Annotated in this window: 18 protein-coding genes; 13 read left to right on the top strand and 5 right to left on the bottom strand. The window is 73.2% G+C overall.

What is annotated here, in order from left to right; translation table 11 throughout:
* Position 1 precedes the first annotated feature (1 nt).
* A complete protein-coding gene (locus DDJ31_RS12475) occupies positions 2 to 991 on the top strand; it encodes an adenosine deaminase (RefSeq protein ID WP_127180194.1) in 990 nt (329 codons plus the stop codon).
* On the opposite strand, the gene DDJ31_RS12470 is transcribed toward DDJ31_RS12475, so the two are convergent.
* Positions 988 to 2,190 (bottom strand): MFS transporter, encoded by a 1,203-nt coding sequence (locus DDJ31_RS12470; RefSeq protein WP_127180195.1) that lies wholly within the window; start codon positions 2,188 to 2,190, stop codon positions 988 to 990. The two genes, DDJ31_RS12475 and DDJ31_RS12470, sit on opposite strands and share 4 nt — an antisense overlap.
* Before the next feature lie 445 nt (positions 2,191 to 2,635).
* Positions 2,636 to 3,433 carry an IclR family transcriptional regulator gene (locus DDJ31_RS12465; protein WP_127180196.1) on the bottom strand — a complete coding sequence of 266 codons (798 nt, stop codon included), beginning with the start codon at positions 3,431 to 3,433 and terminating at the stop codon, positions 2,636 to 2,638.
* 95 nt (positions 3,434 to 3,528) lie between these two features.
* Between DDJ31_RS12465 and DDJ31_RS12460 the strand changes: the two genes are divergently transcribed.
* The 3 genes from DDJ31_RS12460 (at position 3,529) to DDJ31_RS12450 (ending at position 7,052) form a co-directional block, all read left to right on the top strand.
* Entirely contained in the window at positions 3,529 to 4,500 is a 972-nt protein-coding gene (locus DDJ31_RS12460) for a 5-dehydro-4-deoxyglucarate dehydratase (protein ID WP_127180197.1), read from the top strand.
* Positions 4,497 to 5,786, top strand: a complete 1,290-nt coding sequence (locus tag DDJ31_RS12455; RefSeq protein WP_127180198.1) for a glucarate dehydratase family protein — start codon at positions 4,497 to 4,499, stop codon at positions 5,784 to 5,786. The genes DDJ31_RS12460 and DDJ31_RS12455 overlap by 4 nt, the downstream gene beginning before the upstream one ends.
* A 120-nt stretch (positions 5,787 to 5,906) precedes the next feature.
* On the top strand, positions 5,907 to 7,052 hold the full coding sequence (locus DDJ31_RS12450) for a carbohydrate kinase family protein (protein WP_240678437.1): 1,146 nt from the start codon (positions 5,907 to 5,909) through the stop codon (positions 7,050 to 7,052).
* Positions 7,053 to 7,265: 213 nt separating this feature from the next.
* Here DDJ31_RS12450 and DDJ31_RS12445 read toward each other — a convergent pair whose 3' ends face one another.
* Positions 7,266 to 7,985, bottom strand: a complete 720-nt coding sequence (locus DDJ31_RS12445) for an FAD binding domain-containing protein (protein WP_127180200.1) — start codon at positions 7,983 to 7,985, stop codon at positions 7,266 to 7,268.
* A 278-nt stretch (positions 7,986 to 8,263) separates the two neighbouring features.
* Here DDJ31_RS12445 and DDJ31_RS12440 point away from each other — a divergent pair, with 278 nt between their 5' ends.
* From DDJ31_RS12440 to DDJ31_RS12405, 8 genes are all read left to right on the top strand, one after another.
* A complete protein-coding gene (locus DDJ31_RS12440) occupies positions 8,264 to 9,334 on the top strand; it encodes a PhoH family protein (RefSeq protein WP_127180201.1) in 1,071 nt (356 codons plus the stop codon).
* Positions 9,335 to 9,347: 13 nt separating this feature from the next.
* Positions 9,348 to 9,845 carry an rRNA maturation RNase YbeY gene (gene ybeY, locus DDJ31_RS12435; RefSeq protein WP_127180202.1) on the top strand — a complete coding sequence of 166 codons (498 nt, stop codon included), beginning with the start codon at positions 9,348 to 9,350 and terminating at the stop codon, positions 9,843 to 9,845.
* Positions 9,842 to 11,140: a hemolysin family protein gene (locus tag DDJ31_RS12430; RefSeq protein WP_127180203.1), complete on the top strand. Its 1,299-nt coding sequence runs from the start codon at positions 9,842 to 9,844 to the stop codon at positions 11,138 to 11,140. Before ybeY ends, DDJ31_RS12430 begins: the two co-directional genes overlap by 4 nt.
* A complete protein-coding gene (locus DDJ31_RS12425) occupies positions 11,137 to 11,496 on the top strand; it encodes an MmcQ/YjbR family DNA-binding protein (RefSeq protein ID WP_127180204.1) in 360 nt (119 codons plus the stop codon). Before DDJ31_RS12430 ends, DDJ31_RS12425 begins: the two co-directional genes overlap by 4 nt.
* 38 nt (positions 11,497 to 11,534) lie before the next feature.
* On the top strand, positions 11,535 to 11,888 hold the full coding sequence (locus DDJ31_RS12420) for a cytidine deaminase (protein WP_127180205.1): 354 nt from the start codon (positions 11,535 to 11,537) through the stop codon (positions 11,886 to 11,888).
* Positions 11,889 to 12,053: 165 nt separating this feature from the next.
* On the top strand, positions 12,054 to 12,524 hold the full coding sequence (locus tag DDJ31_RS12415; RefSeq protein ID WP_127180206.1) for a hypothetical protein: 471 nt from the start codon (positions 12,054 to 12,056) through the stop codon (positions 12,522 to 12,524).
* A gap of 170 nt (positions 12,525 to 12,694) precedes the next feature.
* Positions 12,695 to 14,020, top strand: coding sequence for a beta-xylosidase (locus DDJ31_RS12410; RefSeq protein WP_171480815.1), 1,326 nt, complete (start codon positions 12,695 to 12,697; stop codon positions 14,018 to 14,020).
* Between the two features lie 167 nt (positions 14,021 to 14,187).
* Positions 14,188 to 15,222 carry a WxL protein peptidoglycan domain-containing protein gene (locus DDJ31_RS12405; RefSeq protein ID WP_127180207.1) on the top strand — a complete coding sequence of 345 codons (1,035 nt, stop codon included), beginning with the start codon at positions 14,188 to 14,190 and terminating at the stop codon, positions 15,220 to 15,222.
* Here DDJ31_RS12405 and DDJ31_RS12400 read toward each other — a convergent pair.
* Positions 15,116 to 15,454 (bottom strand): P-II family nitrogen regulator, encoded by a 339-nt coding sequence (locus DDJ31_RS12400; protein ID WP_127180208.1) that lies wholly within the window; start codon positions 15,452 to 15,454, stop codon positions 15,116 to 15,118. The genes DDJ31_RS12405 and DDJ31_RS12400 overlap by 107 nt on opposite strands.
* Before the next feature lie 286 nt (positions 15,455 to 15,740).
* On the opposite strand from DDJ31_RS12400, the gene era reads away from it, so the two are divergent.
* Positions 15,741 to 16,694: a GTPase Era gene (era, locus tag DDJ31_RS12395; RefSeq protein ID WP_164784983.1), complete on the top strand. Its 954-nt coding sequence runs from the start codon at positions 15,741 to 15,743 to the stop codon at positions 16,692 to 16,694.
* A gap of 31 nt (positions 16,695 to 16,725) precedes the next feature.
* On the opposite strand, the gene DDJ31_RS12390 is transcribed toward era, so the two are convergent.
* Positions 16,726 to 18,042: a GH1 family beta-glucosidase gene (locus DDJ31_RS12390; RefSeq protein WP_431028208.1), complete on the bottom strand. Its 1,317-nt coding sequence runs from the start codon at positions 18,040 to 18,042 to the stop codon at positions 16,726 to 16,728.
* Between the last annotated feature and the right edge of the window lie 3 nt (positions 18,043 to 18,045).

The raw sequence follows: 18,045 nt of genomic DNA, 5'->3' as shown, positions 1-18,045 counted from the left end.
GATGCCCCTCCCCAAAGCTGAACTGCACCTGCACATCGAAGGCACCCTGGAGCCGGAGCTGGCCTTCGAACTGGCCGCCCGCAACGGCGTCACCCTCCCGTACGCCGACACCGGGGCGCTCCGCGAGGCGTACGCGTTCGACGACCTCCAGTCGTTCCTCGACCTGTACTACGCGCTGATGGCCGTGTTGCGCACCGAACAGGACTTCGAGGACCTCGCCGACGCCTATCTGGCCCGCGCCGCCGCCCAGGGCGTACGGCACGCGGAGATCTTCTTCGATCCGCAGGCCCATCTGGCCAGGGGCGTGCCGATGGACACCGTCGTCGAGGGGCTGTGGCGGGCGCTGGGGCGCAGCGAGCGCAGCCACGGGGTGTCGACGCGGCTCATCCTCTGCTTCCTGCGGGACGAGTCGGCCGAGTCGGCGATGGAGACGCTGACGGCCGCGCGGCCCCACCTGGACCGGATCACCGGGGTCGGCCTCGACTCGGCCGAGGTCGGGCATCCGCCGGCGAAGTTCCGCGCGGTGTACGAGGCGGCGGCCGCCCTCGGGCTGCGCCGGGTGGCGCACGCCGGGGAGGAGGGCCCGCCCGCGTACGTGACCGAGGCGCTCGACGTCCTCGGGGTGGAGCGCGTCGACCACGGGCTGCGCAGTATGGAGGACCCGGCGCTGGTGGCGCGGCTCGTGCGGGAGCGGATCCCGCTGACGCTGTGCCCGCTCTCCAACGTCCGGCTGCGGACCGTCGACACCCTCGCCGACCATCCGCTCCCGGCGATGCTGGAGGCGGGCCTGATGTGCACGCTCAACTCCGACGACCCGGCCTACTTCGGCGGCTACGCGGGCGACACCTTCGACGCGGTCCGCGCGGTCCTCGGCCTCACCGACGACCGCCTGCGGGAGTTGGCCCGCAACTCCTTCCTCGCCGCCTTCCTCGACGACGACGAGGAGCGCAGGGCCCGCTACCTGGCCGAGGTGGACGCCTACGTCTTCTAGGCCGCCGTGGTGGTGTCCCGGGCGAGCGGCGCGACCGCGGCGGACGTCTCGACCGGGATCTCCACGACCGGCAGCGCCCGCCGGCTCATGCCGAGCGCGACGGCGGTGATCGGCACGGTGACCACCAGCAGGACGGCGGCGAGGACCATCCCCATCACCGGGAACCCGGCCTGCGCCGACAGCACGCTGCCGCTCAGCGGCCCGGCCGCCGTGCCCAGCGAGGAGGCGGAGCCTATGAGGACCGCCCACCGCCCGCGCGGGTCGAGGGAGGCGGCGAGGCCGATGAGGTACGACAGGACGACCGGGTAGACCAGGTTCCAGGCGATCTCGCCGACGGCGAACGACACCAGGTCGGTGGCGGACGCGCTCAGCACCAGGAACACGGCGATGAGCACGGACCCGCCGCCGACCGGCAGGGCCTTGCCGAGCCGCGGCCCGACCGCGCCCGCGCCGAGCACCCCGAGCAGCCCGGCGCCGAGCGCGACGGCGAACACCACGCCGACGACGGCCTCCGTGAGGTGCGCCTGGACGAGGCCGATCCGCCCGCTGACGCCCCACAGGGCGTTCTGTATGAGGGACCAGCAGGGCATGGCGAGGACGAGCGCGAGACCGTACCTCAGGTGCGGCAGCCTGCCGCCCTCGGTGGCCGGGTGCGGGGTGGCCGCGCGGTCGGGCAGCCGTCCGGTGAACGGCCACACGGCGAGCGCGGTGAGCGCGATGGCGGCCAGCGGCTGGCCGTGCCCGGGTCCCAGGTGCGGGACCGTCAGATAGACGGCGCCCGCGAGCCCCGAGACGGACAGCAGTCCCGCCGTGGAGACCCGGTGCGGGTCGGGGTGCGCGGCGACTCCGGTGACGGCGACGGCGGTGACGGTCCCCGACCCGAAGCCGCCGGCCATCGCGCCGGCCACCACGAGGGGGACGGCGCCGGAGAGGGCGGCGGTGGCGTAGCCGACGGCGGCCAGGGTGAGTCCGGCGCGGGCCAGTCTCCTGGCGCCGATCCGCTCGACCCTGGCGGCGAGGAGGAATCCGGCGGACGCGGAACTCAGCAGCAGGGCGCTGCCGACGGAGCCCGCCTGGGTGGCGGTCAGCGGCAGCCCCGAGTCGAGGCGGCCGACGGTGGTCGGCAGCAGATAGGGGGCGAGGTACCCGGCCGTGAAAAGGGCGACGAGGGGCCAGGGGATGGTGCGGGGGGCGAACACGGGCGTTCCCAGGGCATGCGAAAGAAGCGGCTCATGAAGGGGGTTGGGCGCAGGCCGTCGATGGACAGGAACGCGCGGGCAATTTGTATCAAGCACGCGGTTGCGGAAGAAGCGCGGGGGCTGTGATCTGGGTCACAGTTGGGTTTGGGGTGGGGTACCCCGGGTAAACGAGAGAATTTTTCTCGACGCGGACGGGTCGCGCGGGTGACGCGAGAGCGTGCGGGACGGGGTACCGGGCGGGGCCGGAGGGGCGGGGCGCTCGAAGCTCGCGGCGGTGCTCGGAGGCCCTTCGGGTGGTCGGTCACGGCGGCGCTCGGGGCTCAGGGCTCCGGGGCCCTTCCGGTCGGCGCTCGCGGAGCCGCGTCCGGCGATCTCATCGCCCGCCGGCCCTGTCGCCGGTGGACCGCGCCGCCGGTCCTGTCGCCAGTGGACCGCGTTGCCGGTCCTACCGCCAGTGGACCGCGCCGCCGCCCCCGGCCGGTGCCGTCGCCTCCGCCTTGGCCCTGATCTCCCGCATCACCGCGACGATCGACGCCTCGTGATCGGGCGTCAGCCGGGCCACCGGCACCGAGCAGCTGATCGCGTCGAGCGCGGGCACGTCGTAGCGCAGCGCGAACCCGAAGCCGACGATCCCGGTGACGCCCTCCTCGCGGTCGACCGAGTACCCGCGGGCCCGCACCTCGGCGAGGTCGGCGGCCAGCGCCCGCCGGGTCGTCAGGGTGCGGGGCGTGCGCGCCTCGTAGGGCCCCTCGGGCAGCTCCTCGTCCCCGCGCTCCGCCAGCAGCGCCTTGCCCAGCGCCCCCACGTGCGCGGGCAGCCTGCGGCCGACCCTGCTGATGGTCCGCAGGTACTCGTGCGACTCGCGGGTGGCGAGATAGGCCACGTCACGGCCGTCGAGCCGGCCCAGGTGGACGGTCTCGCCGAGCGCCTGGGACGCCTCGTCGAGGTAAGGGCGCACGGCCCGCACCCGCGGGTCGGAGTCCAGGTAGCTGGTGCCGGTGAGCAGGGCGTGGATGCCGATGCCGTACAGCGAGCCGGTGACGTCCGTGCGCACCCAGCCGCGTCCGATGAGGGTCTGCAACAGGGCGTACATCGAGCTGCGCGGCACCTCCAGCTCGTCCGCCAGCTCCTGGAGCCTGGCCGGACGGTCGCCGCGCGCGGCGAGCAGTTCCAGCAGCTCGACGGTCCGCGCCGCCGACTTCACCTCGCGGACGCCACCCGGCGCACTCCCAGCCTCCGACATGCCCCGATCGTAAGCGGCGCCGGACGCCCCATTGACGTCCGCTGTCCGTGTATCTAACCTCCATCCTCATACATGGATGACGTCTACATAGGGAGATGACGAGGGTGAGCCTCGACACGGGCAGCGACACGGGCACGGGCGCCGACACGGTCCGACGGCTGCGCGACGGCATGGCACGGGGCGTGCTGTCCTTCCCGCTCACGAGCTTCCACGAGGACGGCACCCTCGACCCGGACGGCTGCCGCAGCCACCTCGCCGCCCAGATCGCCACCGCCCCGGGCGCCGTCTTCCCCGCCTGCGGCACCGGCGAGTTCTTCTCGCTCGACGAGGACGAGTACCGCACCGTCGTCACCCTCGCCGTCGAGGAGGCCGCGGGCCGCCTCCCGGTGGTGGCGGGCGTCGGCTACGGCTGGGCCCAGGCCGCCCGGTTCGCCCGCATCGCCGAGGACGCGGGCGCCGACGCCCTCCTCGTCCTGCCGCACTACCTCGTCGCCGCCCCGCAGGACGGACTCCTCGGCCAGCTCCGGCAGCTCACCGCCCGCACCCGCCTGCCGCTCATCGCCTACCAGCGCGGCCAGGTCGCCTTCACCGCGGCCACCCTGCGGCACGTCGCCGCCCTGCCCGGCGTCATCGGCCTCAAGGACGGCCACAGCGACCTCGACCGCCTCCAGCGCCTCACCCTCGCCGCCCCTGCCGACTTCCTCTTCTTCAACGGTGCCGCCACCGCCGAGATCCAGGCCCGCGCCTACGCCACCGTCGGTGTCCCCGCCTACTCCTCCGCCGTGCACGCCTTCGCCCCGGAGATCGCGAACGCCTTCTTCACCGCCCTGCGCGCCGACGACCACACCACCGTCGACACCCTGCTGCGCGACTTCTACGTCCCGCTCGTCGAACTCCGCGACCGGGTGCCCGGATACGCCGTCTCCCTCGTGAAGGCCGCCGCCCGGCTGCGCGGCCGCCCGGTGGGCCCCGTCCGCGCCCCGCTCACCGACCCCTGCGCCGCCGACCTCGCCGACCTCGCCGCACTGCTCGCCACCGGACTCGACCTCGTAGGAGCCGACCAGTGAACCTCACCCTCACCGACGTACGGCTGACCCCGATCCTCGTCGCCGACCCGCCGCTGCTCAACACCCAGGGCGTCCACCAGCCCTACACCCCCCGCCTGATCATCGAGGTCGTCACCGCCGACGGCGTCACCGGCGTCGGCGAGACCTACGGCGACACCAAGTACCTCGAACTCGCCCGCCCCTTCGCCGAGAAACTCAAGGGCCGCCAAGTCAGCGATTTGAACGGCCTGTTCACCCTCGCCGACGAGGTCTCCGTCGACGCCTCCCGGGTCTCGGGCCAGGTCGACGTCGGCGGACTGCGCGGCGTCCAGACCGCCGACAAACTCCGCCTCTCCGTCGTCTCGGGCTTCGAGGTCGCCTGCCTCGACGCCCTCGGCAAGACCCTCGGACTGCCCGTCCACACCCTGCTCGGCGGCAAGGTCCGCGACACCGTCGAATACAGCGCCTACCTGTTCTACAAGTGGGCCGAGCACCCGGCGGGCGTCCCCGCCGAGCGGGACGACTGGGGCGCCGCCCTCGACCCGGCCGGCATCGTCGAACAGGCCCGCCGCTTCAAGGAACGCCACGGCTTCACCTCCTTCAAGCTCAAGGGCGGCGTCTTCCCGCCCGACCAGGAGATCGCCGCCGTCCGCGCCCTCGCCGCCGCCTTCCCCGGCCACCCGCTGCGCCTCGACCCCAACGGCGCCTGGTCCGTGGCGACCTCCCTCACGGTCGCCGAGGAGATCGGCGACCTCCTGGAGTACCTGGAGGACCCCGCGCTCGGCACCCCCGCCATGGCCGAGGTCGCCGCCGCCACCGGCGTGCCGCTCGCCACCAACATGTGCGTGACGACGTTCGCCGAGATCCAGGAAGCCTTCACCCGCGGCGCCGTGCAGGTCGTGCTCTCCGACCACCACTACTGGGGCGGACTGCGCAACACCCAGCAACTCGCCGCCGTCTGCCGCACCTTCGGCGTCGGCGTCTCCATGCACTCCAACACCCACCTCGGGATCAGCCTCGCCGCGATGACCCACGTCGCCGCGACCGTCCCCGGCCTCCACCACGCCTGCGACTCCCACTACCCCTGGCAGTCCGAGGACGTGCTGACCGAACGCCTCACCTTCACCGACGGCCGCCTCACCGTGCCGGACGCGCCCGGCCTCGGCGTCGAACTCGACCGCGACCGGCTGCACTTCCTGCACCGGCGCTGGCTCGATGACGACGGCACCCTGCGCGAGCGCGACGACGCCGCCGCCCTGCGCGTCGTCGACCCGGGCTGGACCACCCCCGCCGTCCCCCGCTGGTGACACCGGCACCACCGGCGCGGGCCACCGGGCACGCGCCGGTGCGCGGCCGGGACCGAGGGGCGTTGTCGGTGGGGTGGTGCACACTGGCCTGATCCGCACCATGCCAGGGAGCGCACCGTGATCACCCCCATCGGAGAGGGACCGTTCGCCGCCGAGGCGGGGCAGGCCCGTCGGACCCACGTCGACCCGCTCGCCCCGCTGCGCACGCCCGACGACCCGCCCTGGGACGTCTACCTCACCGGCACCGTCTTCCTCGACATCATCTTCACCGGCCTCGACACCGCCCCCGTGCGCGGGACGGAGTCCTGGGCCCGCGGGATGGGGTCGAGCCCCGGCGGCGTCGCCAACATGGCCACCGCCCTCGCCCGCCTCGGCCTGCGCACCTCACTGGCCGCCGCCTTCGGCGACGACCACTACGGCGAGTACTGCTGGGACGCGCTGGAACAGGGCGAGCACATCGACCTCTCGTCCTCCCGCACCATCGGCGGCTGGCACTCCCCGGTCACCGTGTCCATGGCCTACGAGGGCGAGCGCACCATGGTCTCCCACGGCCACGAACCGCCCCCGGCGCCCGGCGCCGTCCCGGCGGGCGTCCCCGACCACCCCTCGCACGCCCGCGCCGCCGTCGCCTCCCTCACCCCGGGCCGCAGCGCCCCCTGGATCGCCGAGGCCGCCCGCCGCGGCACCCGGGTCTTCGCCGACGTCGGCTGGGACGACACCGGCGCCTGGGACCTCGCGGGCCTCACCGACCTCGCCCACTGCGAGGCCTTCCTGCCCAACGCGGAGGAGGCGATGCGCTACACCGGCGCCTCCTGCCCGCGGGCCGCCGCGCACGCCCTCACCGCCCATGTGCCGCTCGCCGTGGTCACCCTCGGCGCGGAGGGCGCCTACGCCGTCGACCGGCGCACCGGCGAGTCCGCCGAGGTCCCCGCCATCGCCGTCGAGGCCCTCGACCCGACCGGCGCGGGCGACGTCTTCGTGGCCGGCTTCGTCACCGGCACCCTCGCCGACTGGCCGCTCGCCGACCGGCTCGCCTTCGCCGGCCTCACCGCGGCCCTCTCGGTCCAGGAGTTCGGCGGCTCCCTCTCGGCCCCCGGCTGGTCCGAGATCGCCGCCTGGTGGCGCCGCGTCCAGTCGGTCACGGGCCAGGACCCGGCCCCGTTGCGCCGCTACGCCTTCCTCGAGTCCCTCCTCCCGCACGAGGCGGCCCGCCCCTGGCCCCTGCGCCGAGCGGTCCCGACGATCGGCTTCGGACGGTCGGCCTAGGGCCCGGGGGCCCTGGACCCCGGGCTCTGAAGGGCGGGCGCGGGCGCGGGGGAGGGGGAGGAGGGGGCGGCGGAAGGCGGAAGGGACGACGCAGCGGGGACGGCAGCGGGGACGACGGACCGGGCGGCAGCGGGACGACGGCGGGACCCTGGCCCGCCCTCGTCCCCGCCACCCCCGCCCTCGTTCCCCCCGCCCTCGTCCCCCCGCCCCGCCCTACCCCCCGGCCCGCTCCAGCACCGCCGTCACCTGCTCCCGCACCGCCTCCAGGCGGCTCTCGTCCTGGGCGCCGATCGGCGTGCGGGACAGCGCGTCGAGCACCGGCCCGGCGCCGTCCCCGCACGGGACGCGCTCGCTGAGCACCTCGTAGCCGTCCCTGACCGCGATCCGCAGCTCGGGCGCGGCGCCCGAGTCGGCGTGCACGGCGGTGGCGATCACGAACGGCGGCGGACCGCCGGGCACCTCCGCCAGCTTCCGGTAACCGCTGGCCACCGGGGTGCGCCAGCGCAGGCTCAGCAGCAGCGGCTGCTTGGCCAGCAGCTCGGCGAGATCGGTCTCGTAGGGGCCGTCCGCGCCCAGCACCCGGGCCCGCGCGCCCAGCACGACGGCCGGGGGCAGCAGACAGCGCAGGGTGCTGCCGACGATGTTGCCGCCGACCGTCGCCGCGCGCCGCACCGCCCCGGTGCCGATGCCGGACGCCGCCCCGCGCAGCACCTCGGGGACCCGGTCGTCCACCTGGGACAGCAGGACCGCCGCGCCCAGCTCCCGCGCGCCCAGCACGTTCGCCTCCGGCACCTCGCGCAGGGACAGCGCCTGCGCGGGGAACCCGTCCCGTAGCCAGGCGGCCCACACCAGCGTGGCACCGCCGACGGGTATCGCTCCCTCGGCCAGGCAGCGCTGTGCCTCGGACATGGACGTGGGCAGACGCAGAAGCACGGCCTACCTGCTTTCCTCGGGACGGACATCGAACAAGCGCACAGGGGTGCGACCGAACAGACGTGGCAGCACCGGCGGGATTCTCCCCACGGGGAGGGGGGAAGCATGCGGGGTCGGCCCCGGCAATCCCGGCGCCCCACCTGGGACGTCCGCGGACCGGTCGGTGCGAAAAGCCCTACGGCGTTGTCGGCGCCCCGGCGTACCCTGGGAACACCAGGCCGCCCTTGTGGCGAGCGTGCCGTATCGAGGAGGACGAGCAAGGCCTACAGCGCCGGCCCATGACTCAGACACCCACAGCTCACACCCCCGCACGGGGTCAGGCACGCGCACGGTTCACCGTTCCCGCCCAGCACCCGATGGTGACCGTGCTGGGTTCAGGCGACTCCCTGCTGCGCGTCATCGAGACGGCCTTCCCGGCGGCCGACATCCACGTCCGGGGCAACGAGATCAGCGCGGTCGGTGACGCCGGTGAAGTCGCCCTCGTCCAGCGCCTGTTCGACGAGATGATGCTGGTGCTCCGCACGGGGCAGCCGATGACGGAGGACGCCGTGGAACGCTCGATCGCCATGCTGAGAGCCAGCGGGAACGGCGAGGGTGACGGCCAGGAGACCCCGGCCGAGGTGCTCACGCAGAACATCCTGTCCTCGCGCGGGCGCACCATCCGCCCCAAGACGCTCAACCAGAAGCGGTACGTCGACGCGATCGACAAGCACACCATCGTCTTCGGCATCGGCCCCGCGGGCACCGGCAAGACCTACCTGGCCATGGCCAAGGCCGTCCAGGCCCTCCAGTCCAAGCAGGTCAACCGGATCATCCTGACCCGCCCCGCGGTCGAGGCGGGCGAGCGGCTCGGCTTCCTGCCCGGCACCCTCTACGAGAAGATCGACCCGTACCTGCGCCCGCTGTACGACGCCCTGCACGACATGCTCGACCCGGACTCCATCCCCCGCCTGATGGCGGCCGGCACCATCGAGGTGGCGCCGCTGGCGTACATGAGGGGCCGGACCCTGAACGACGCGTTCATCATCCTCGACGAGGCCCAGAACACCAGCCCCGAGCAGATGAAGATGTTCCTCACCCGGCTCGGGTTCGAGTCGAAGATCGTGATCACCGGTGACGTGACGCAGGTCGACCTGCCCAGCGGCACCAAGTCCGGTCTGCGGCAGGTGCAGGACATCCTGGAGGGGCTCGACGACGTCCACTTCTCGCGGCTGTCGTCGCAGGATGTCGTACGGCACAAGCTGGTCGGCCGTATCGTCGACGCGTACGAGAAGTACGACAGCACGCACGGCACGGAGAACGGCACCCACAAGGGCGGCCGGGGCACGTCCGGGCCCAAGGGGAAGTAGCAAGCACCGCGTCATGTCGATCGACGTCAACAACGAGTCAGGAACCGAGGTCGACGAGCAGGCGATCCTCGACATCGCCCGCTACGCGCTGGCCCGGATGCGCATCCACCCGCTCTCCGAGCTGTCGGTGATCGTCGTGGACGACGACGCCATGGAGCAGCTGCACATCCAGTGGATGGACCTGCCGGGGCCCACCGACGTGATGTCCTTCCCGATGGACGAGCTGCGTCCGCCGGCCAAGGACGACGAGGAGCCCCCGCAGGGACTGCTCGGCGACATCGTGCTCTGCCCCGAGGTGGCCGCGCGGCAGGGCGCCGAGGCGGAGACCCGGCACTCCATGGACGAGGAGCTCCAGCTGCTCACCGTCCACGGGGTGCTGCACCTGCTCGGCTACGACCACGAGGAGCCCGACGAGAAGGCCGAGATGTTCGGCCTCCAGGCGGCCATCGTGGACGGCTGGCGCGCGGAGAAGGGCATCGAGGGCCCCTCGCCGGCCCCGACCGTCTCATGAGCCCGCAACTCGTCGCGGGCGCGATCGCCCTGGTCGTGGTGGCGTGGCTGGCCGCCTGCGCGGAGGCCGGTCTCGCCCGGGTGTCCAGTTTCCGGGCCGAGGAGGCCGTCAGGTCGGGCCGCCGCGGCGGCGCCAAGCTGGCCCGGGTCGCGGCCGACCCGACCCGCTATCTGAACGTGGCGCTGCTGGTCCGCGTCGCCTGCGAGATGGCGGCGGCGGCCATGGTGACGTACGCCTGCCTCCAGGAGTTCTCCGGCACCACCGAGGCGCTGCTGGTCGCGATCGGCGTCATGGTCCTGGTGTCGTACGTGGCCGTCGGGGTCTCGCCGCGCACCATCGGCCGCCAGCACCCCCTCAACACGGCGACGGCGGCGGCCTATGTGCTGCTGCCGCTGGCCCGGATCATGGGCCCGGTGCCGAACCTGCTGATCCTCATCGGCAACGCCCTCACCCCCGGCAAGGGCTTCAGACGCGGCCCGTTCGCGTCCGAGGCGGAGCTGCGGGCGCTGGTCGACCTGGCGGAGAAGGAGTCGCTGATCGAGGACGAGGAGCGCCGGATGGTGCACTCCGTCTTCGAGCTGGGCGACACCCTGGTGCGCGAGGTGATGGTGCCGCGCACCGACCTCGTCGTCATCGAGCGCTACAAGACCATCAGGCAGGCCCTCACCCTCGCCCTGCGCTCCGGTTTCTCGCGCATCCCGGTGACCGGCGAGAACGAGGACGACATCGTCGGCATCGTGTATCTGAAGGACCTGGCGCGCAAGACGCACATCAGCCGGGACGCGGAGAGCGACCTGGTGTCGACGGCGATACGCCCGGCGGCCTTCGTGCCGGACACCAAGAACGCCGGTGACCTGCTGCGCGAGATGCAGCAGGACCGCAACCACGTGGCGGTCGTCATCGACGAGTACGGCGGCACGGCCGGGATCGTCACCATCGAGGACATCCTGGAGGAGATCGTCGGCGAGATCACCGACGAGTACGACCGGGAGCTGCCGCCGGTGGAGGAGCTGGGCGACGACCGCTACCGGGTCACCGCCCGCCTCGACATCACCGACCTGGGCGAGCTGTACGGCCTCGACGAGTACGACGACGAGGACGTGGAGACCGTCGGCGGCCTGCTCGCCAAGGCGCTCGGCCGGGTGCCGATCGCCTCGGCGTCCAGCGTGGTCGGGCTGCCGGACGGCCGCGAGCTGCGGCTGACCGCGGAGACGGCGGCCGGCCGGCGCAACAAGATCGTTACGGTGCTCGTGGAGCCCGTCGGCGCCGGCGCCACGGCCGGGCAGGCGGAGTGAGCCCGGAACAACTGCGGGCGCTGTGCCTGTCGTTCAACGCGGCGACGGAGGAGTTCCCGTTCAGCCCCGAGCTGTCCGTCTTCAAGGTGGGCGGCAGGATGTTCGCGCTCTCCTCGCTCGACGCGCGCCCGCTGACCGTCAACCTCAAGTGCGATCCGGAGGACGCGATCCGGCTGCGCGCCGAGCACCCGGGGCTGATCGTGCCGGGCTGGCACATGAACAAGCGGCACTGGAACACCGTCACGGTCGACGGGGCTCTGCCCGCCCGGCAGCTGCGCGAGCTGGTCGAGGACTCCTACGACCTGGTGGTGGCCAAGCTGCCGCGCGCCGAGCGGCTGCGGCTCGACCGGCCCTGAGCCGACCGGGGTGAGCGGGCCTTTCGTATGCTCGGGGCATGACCGACAGCAACGCGCTCGACCCCGAGGACCGCAAGATCGTCACCCTGGCCCGCTCCGCGCGGGCCCGCAACGGCGTGCCCGAGGGGGCCGCCGTGCGGGACGAGACCGGCCGTACCTATGTCGCGGGGACCGTCGACCTCGACTCGTTGCGGCTGAGCGCGCTGCGCACCGCCGTGGCGATGGCGGTGGCCTCGGGCGCCACCTCGCTGGAGGCGGCCGCGGTGGTGACGGAGGCGGCCGCGGTCCCCGACGCGGACCTGGCCGCCGTGCGTGACCTGGGCGGGGCCGGTACGCCGGTCCTGGTGGCCGGGCCCGACGGGACCGTGCGGGACACCGTCGCCGCCGGCTGAACAGTCGTCCGGAATTCACCCTTGCAGCTCTCTTCCCCCCGCGCATCAATGGGACCCGTAAGTTGTGACGGACCGTCAGGTCATGAGTCGCGCAGCGTGCCCGCACCCACCTGCTCCGGGCTGCCGTCCGTCGAACCAGATCCCCGGGAAGGGAGCTGCAAACCCATGAGAGGCACGCGTATAGGAACCGGTGCGGCCCTGCTGGCAGGGACGCTCGGGCTGACCGGGCTGGCGTTCGCGCCGGCCGCTGTCGCGGTGACCCCGCAGTCGGCGACGATCACCGCGAACTGCGGGGCGTGGGGTGGCGGACCCGCCACGCTCACCGCCACCCAGAGCGGTACCTCCGCCACCATCACCCTCACCTCCTCCATCACCACGCCGCTGGCGCTGTCCGCGAACTCCATCGCGTCCACGCTGACGTTCGTGAACGGCACCGGCACCAAGGTGTTCAGCGGGACGGTCAACCCGGCGATGGCCGCCGGTTCCGCCGTCACCGTCGGTCCGCTGAACGGCACGGTCGCCTCAGGCGACAGCCTCCAGGCGTACGGCGGCACGCTGAAGATGGTCATCTTCGGTGTCACCGTCACCTGCACGCCGAGCGCGCCGCAGTCGCCCGGTCCGTTCGTGTTCAGCTGAACCTGATCTGACGGCCGTCGGTTCCCGGGTGAACGCCCGGGTCTCCCACGGGAACTGACGGTCCATCAGCTCTTTTCGGCATCTCCATTGACTTCTCGCGCGATCCGCACATCAATGCCCCCTGGGCGCGGACGAGCCGCCGCGGCCCATCCCTTACGGAGGGGGCATCCATGGGACTCACGGGTCGGACGATCCGAAGACGCCGCCTGGCGTCGTTGCTCACGGTGGCCGCGCTCGCGGTCACCGCGGGCGGCGCACTGGCCTGCCCGGCCGGCGCCGCCACCAACGTGGACTTCGGCACGCACTGCATCCCGCCGGACATCGCGGGCATCCCGCCGATCGACGGCACCACGACGGCCGCCATCACGGTGGACGACGACACCCCGAAGGTCGGCGACACCGTCACGGTGACCTACACCGTCGTCAAGCCGGCCGCGAGCAACCCGACCTCCCTCGACCTGCCGGCCGACATCATGACCCCGACGGGCAAGGTCACCCTGGGCGGCGCGCAGACCGGTGCCGTCACCGTCGCGGGGCCGAAGAAGAACGACCCGGTGCCCGGCAACGGCGCCTTCCCGTCGTTCTCCATGACCGGCACCTTCAAGGTCACCGCGCCCGGCGCGATCACCCTCGCGCCCGGCGACTACAACATCCACACCAGCTACATCCTGGAGCTCGACACCCCCTGCACGGTCATCACCCCGCCCGCGCCGGTCTCCGAGACGATCACGGCGACCAGCTCCACCCCGGTCAACAACCGTGCCATCACGCTCGGTTCGGCCTCGGGCAACCCCGGCGCCGGCGTCACCGTGCACGGCACGGGCTTCACGGCCGGCGCGAGCGTCACCCTCGCCGGCCGGGCGGGCGCCACCCAGACCGCCGACCGGGCGACCGTCACCGCGGGCTCGGGCGGCTCCTTCGACGGCACCCTCACCGTCTCCGACCCCGGGACCACCGGGATCGTGGCCTACGAGGGCGGCGGCTGGAGCGCGGACCTGGGCGCGGGACCCGCCGCCTACACCGTCGACGACTCCACGCCCGTTCCGGACGGGAGCCAGAAGCTGACGACGACGGTCAGAGCCGGGTCGCTCTCGATGAGCCAGGCCGGTGACGCGGTCCAGCTCTCGGCGGTCGACTTCGGCCAGGGCGGTGCCTCCACGGGCGCCCTGCGGACCGTCACCGTCAAGGACTTCCGCGGCGGTCCGGCCGGCTGGTCGCTGACCGGGAAGGTCACCGACTTCACCGGAGCCGGCGGCAAGATCGTTGCCGGGAAGCTCAGTTGGACCCCCGCCTGCGCCACGGCGGCGGACAGCCCGAGCACCTGCCGGGCGGGCTCGGCGGGCACCGTGGGCACCTCGGGGGCGACGCTCGCGTCCACCCCCGACGCAGCCCTCACCGGCGGCCGCTTCACCGTGGACGCGCAACTCTCGCTGGACGTACCGGCGTTCACCTCGCCGGGCTCGTACGCGGGCGTCCTGACGCTCACCCTGTCCTGACCGCCACCACGGCGCCTCAGGCCACCGGCACCACCCGCGCCACCCGCACCACAGCACCTCGCACCACCGGCACCACGTCTCCTCGCCGGCGGCCGGGCGACCCGTCACCACGGGACCGCACCCGCCCGATCGCCCGGCCCGGCAACCGTCCGCGGGGGTCCGCACCCATGCGCAAGCCGTCCGCCCTCCTCCTGAGCCTGCTCGGCCTGCTCGGCGTCCTGGGGGGCCTCGCGCTGCCCGCGGCGCCCGCGCACGCCGCCGACAACGGCAGCTGGTCCGTCTACCCGGTCTCCTCGCAGAGCGCCGCGCGGCCCTACTTCACCCTCTGGGCCGACCCCGGCCAGACGATCGAGGACAGGGTCGTCGTCGCCAACAAGACCGCGCGCCCGCTGACGCTGCGGATGTACGCGGCCGACGCCTACAACACCGTCCGCGACGGCGGGTTCGCGGTGCGCACCCTCCAGGAGCGGATGCGCGGGGTGGGCGCCTGGGCGCGGCCCGCCGTCTCCCGGATCACCGTGCCCGCGCGCGGCAAGGCCACCGTCCCCTTCACCCTGAAGGTGCCCGAGGGCGCCGAGCCGGGCGACCACCCGGGCGCGTTGGTCGCCCTCGACGAACGCGTCGACCGGGGCGCGGGTTCCCTCGCGCTCGGTGTGCGGCAGGCCGTCGCCGCCCGCGTCTACCTGCGGGTCGGCGGGCCCGCCGTGCCCGCCATCGCCGTCGAGGACGTCCGCCTCAGCCACCGCCAGCCGCTCGTGCCCGGCTTCGGCACCGCCGAGGCGACGGTCTCCTACACCCTGCGCAACACAGGCAACGTCACCCTCGACCCGAAGGTGGAACTGCGGGCGCGTGGCCTGTTCGGGCGGACCCTGCTCGACCGCGACCTGACCCGGCTCCCGGCCGAACTCCTGCCGGGCCAGCGGGTGCGGCTCACCGAGCCGTGGCACGGGGCGCCCCGGCTCGACTGGGGCGACGTCACGTTGACGGCCAGCGCGGAGAACACCAGGGAGTCGGCCGGGGCGTCGTTCCTCGCGCTGCCCTGGGCCGCCGCCCTCGTGCTGCTCGCGCTGCTGGTCGCGGGGGCGGTGCCGCTGGTCAGAGCGCGTCGGGCCCGCGCTCGCCGGTCCGCACCCGAACCACCGTCTCCACCGCCTGCGACCACACCTTCCCGTCCCCGATCTTCCCCGTCCGCGCGGCCTTGACGACAGCGGTGATCACGGTCTCCGCGTCGGCGTCCTCGACGACGACCTCGACGCGCGCCTTCGGGACCAGGTCGACCCGGTACTCGGCGCCGCGGTACACCTCGGTGTGGCCGTGCTGGCGCCCGTAGCCGCTGGCCTCGGTCACGGTCAGGCCGTTGACGCCGAGCTCCTGGAGGGCGGTCTTCACCGCGTCGAGGCGGTGCGGCTTGATGATCGCGGTGATGAGCTTCATGCCGGGCCCTTGACCTTCTGCGCGGGGGAGAGGACGGAGTGCGACACCGGGGCGCCTTGGCCCAGGACCCCGTGATCGTAAGCGGTCTCGGCGTGCGGTACGGCGGGGTCACGGGGGGCTCCAGCGCTGCGGGGGCTCGGCAGAGGGGCACCGGAACGCGCTTCCGGTCGCGTACAGGTGTGGTCCGGTGACGTTTCGTCGCGGTGGGGTTTGCGGAACCCCACCCGGACGGGGCCAGGCCGGGCACGGTACGGCGGCGCCTCGGGGATCAGGGAGAATGGGGGCCATGAGCGTGCGTACCCAGTCATCAGAGCAGCCGGCCGAGGCCGTCCACCGTGCCGGCTTCGCCTGCTTCGTGGGCCGCCCGAACGCGGGCAAGTCCACCCTCACGAACGCTCTGGTCGGGCAGAAGGTGGCGATCACGTCCAACCGGCCGCAGACCACACGGCACACAGTCCGGGGCATCGTGCACCGGCCGGACGCGCAGCTGATCCTGGTCGACACCCCCGGCCTGCACAAGCCGCGCACCCTCCTCGGCGAGCGGCTCAACGACGTGGTGCGCACCACCTGGGCCGAGGTCGACGTGATCGGCTTCTGCGTGCCCGCCGACCAGAAGCTCGGTCCTGGCGACCGCTTCATCGCCAAGGAGCTGGCCGGCATCCGCAGGACGCCGAAGGTCGCGATCGTCACCAAGACCGACCTGGTCGACCCCAAGGTCCTCGCCGAGCAGCTCATCGCCCTCGACCAGCTCGGCAAGGAGCTGGGCATCGAGTGGGCGGAGATCGTGCCGGTCTCGGCGGTCGGCGACAAGCAGGTCGGACTGCTGGCCGACCTGCTGATCCCGATGATGCCCGAGAGCCCGCCGCTGTACCCCGAGGGCGACCTCACCGACGAGCCCGAGCAGGTCATGGTCGCCGAGCTGATCCGGGAGGCCGCGCTGGAGGGCGTCCGCGACGAACTGCCGCACTCCATCGCCGTCGTCGTCGAGGAGATGCTGCCCCGCGAGGACCGCCCCGCCGACCGCCCGCTCCTCGACATCCACGCCAACCTCTACATCGAGCGCTCCAGCCAGAAGGGCATCATCATCGGCCCCAAGGGCAAGCGCCTGAAGGAGGTCGGCATGAAGAGCCGTCAGCAGATCGAGGCGCTCCTCGGCACGCCCGTCTTCCTCGACCTGCATGTCAAGATCGCGAAGGACTGGCAGCGCGACCCGAAGCAGCTCCGCAAGCTGGGCTTCTGACCCGACCGCCGCCCGCACCCGGGCGGCCCGGTCAGCGCTGCGCCCGCAGCACCTCGCGGAACCAGCCGTAGGACGCCTTCGGGGTGCGCTCCAGGGTCGCGAAGTCGACGTGCACCAGGCCGAACCGGCGCGCGTAGCCCTCCGCCCACTCGAAGTTGTCCAGCAGCGACCAGACGAAGTAGCCGCGCACGTCCACGCCCGCCGCCAGCGCGTCGTGCAGGGCGCGGATGTGGCCGTCGAGGTAGCCGATCCGGTCCTGGTCGTCGAGGCCCTGGTAGGAGCAGCCGTTCTCGGTGATGACCACCGGCGGCAGCCGGTCGCCGTAGCGGTCCCTGAGGCCGGTCAGCAGCTCGGTGAGCCCCTCGGGCACCACCGGCCAGCCGAAGTCCGTCACCGGCCGGTCCTCGATCTCCCGCACAGAGAAGGGCAGTTCGGCGGGGAGGGTGAGGCCGCCGAACTCGATCTCGTCGCCCTGCGGCGCGCCCACCCGGGTCGGCGCGTAGTAGTTGACGCCGTACCGGTCGATCGGCTCGGCGATGACCTTCAGGTCCGCCTCGACATCGCCCGGCATCAGCGCGTCGATGCCCTCCGGGTACCGGCCGAGCAGCAGCGGGTCCGCGAACAGCCGGTTGAGCAGGATGTCGTAGAACGCCGCCGCCTCCAGGTCCTCGGCCGCGTGCGAGGCGGGCCAGGTCGGGCCGTGCGAGTTGGCGATGCCGATGTCGGTGGCGCCCGCGGCCCGCAGCGCGCGGACGGCGAGGCCGTGGCCGAGGAGTTGGTGGTGGGCGGCGGGCAGCGCGTCGAACAGCAGCTGCCTGCCGGGCGCGTGGGCGCCCAACGCGTGCCCGAGCAGGGTGTGTTCGGCGGGTTCGTTGAGGGTGAGCCAACTGCCGACGCGGTCCCCGAGCCGGGCGGCGACGGTCGCCGTGTACTGCGCGAACCGCTCCGCCGTCTCCCGGCGCAGCCAGTCGAGGCCGACCGGCAGGTCCCAGTGGAAGAGGGTCGCGACCGGGCGGATGCCGGCCGCGCACAGCTCGTCCACCAGCCGGTCGTAGAAGTCGAGTCCGCCGGGCGAGTCGACCCGGGGCCAGGAGACCGAGAAGCGGTAGGCGTCGACGCCCAGGTCGGCGAGGAGGGCCACGTCCTCGCGGTAGCGGTGGTAGTGGTCGCAGGCCACCGCCGCCGTCGAGCCGTCCTTCACCCGTCCCGGCTCGGCCGTGAAGGCGTCCCACACGGACGGGGCGCGCAGGTCGGCCGCGCCCTCGATCTGATGGGCCGAGGTCGAGACGCCCCACAGGAAGCCGGCCGGGAACTGCGGTATCGGGTTCGTCGCCATGGGCCGGATCATCCG

This window comes from Streptomyces griseoviridis (assembly GCF_005222485.1).
GTDB lineage: Bacteria > Actinomycetota > Actinomycetes > Streptomycetales > Streptomycetaceae > Streptomyces > Streptomyces hintoniae.
The sequence above is the reverse complement of the archived record's forward strand: the minus strand, read 5'-3'. Positions and strand labels throughout refer to the sequence as shown.

Bases quoted from the DNA above. Each gene is read 5' to 3' on its own strand.
- DDJ31_RS12475 (WP_127180194.1), top strand. From the start codon at position 2: ATGCCCCTCCCCAAAGCTGAACTGCACCTGCACATCGAAGGCACCCTG.
- DDJ31_RS12465 (WP_127180196.1), bottom strand. From the start codon at position 3,433: ATGTCGGAGGCTGGGAGTGCGCCGGGTGGCGTCCGCGAGGTGAAGTCG.
- DDJ31_RS12460 (WP_127180197.1), top strand. From the start codon at position 3,529: ATGACGAGGGTGAGCCTCGACACGGGCAGCGACACGGGCACGGGCGCC.
- DDJ31_RS12440 (WP_127180201.1), top strand. From the start codon at position 8,264: ATGACTCAGACACCCACAGCTCACACCCCCGCACGGGGTCAGGCACGC.
- ybeY (WP_127180202.1), top strand. From the start codon at position 9,348: ATGTCGATCGACGTCAACAACGAGTCAGGAACCGAGGTCGACGAGCAG.
- DDJ31_RS12430 (WP_127180203.1), top strand. From the start codon at position 9,842: ATGAGCCCGCAACTCGTCGCGGGCGCGATCGCCCTGGTCGTGGTGGCG.
- DDJ31_RS12420 (WP_127180205.1), top strand. From the start codon at position 11,535: ATGACCGACAGCAACGCGCTCGACCCCGAGGACCGCAAGATCGTCACC.
- DDJ31_RS12415 (WP_127180206.1), top strand. From the start codon at position 12,054: ATGAGAGGCACGCGTATAGGAACCGGTGCGGCCCTGCTGGCAGGGACG.
- DDJ31_RS12410 (WP_171480815.1), top strand. From the start codon at position 12,695: ATGGGACTCACGGGTCGGACGATCCGAAGACGCCGCCTGGCGTCGTTG.
- DDJ31_RS12405 (WP_127180207.1), top strand. From the start codon at position 14,188: ATGCGCAAGCCGTCCGCCCTCCTCCTGAGCCTGCTCGGCCTGCTCGGC.
- DDJ31_RS12400 (WP_127180208.1), bottom strand. From the start codon at position 15,454: ATGAAGCTCATCACCGCGATCATCAAGCCGCACCGCCTCGACGCGGTG.
- era (WP_164784983.1), top strand. From the start codon at position 15,741: ATGAGCGTGCGTACCCAGTCATCAGAGCAGCCGGCCGAGGCCGTCCAC.
- DDJ31_RS12390 (WP_431028208.1), bottom strand. From the start codon at position 18,042: ATGATCCGGCCCATGGCGACGAACCCGATACCGCAGTTCCCGGCCGGC.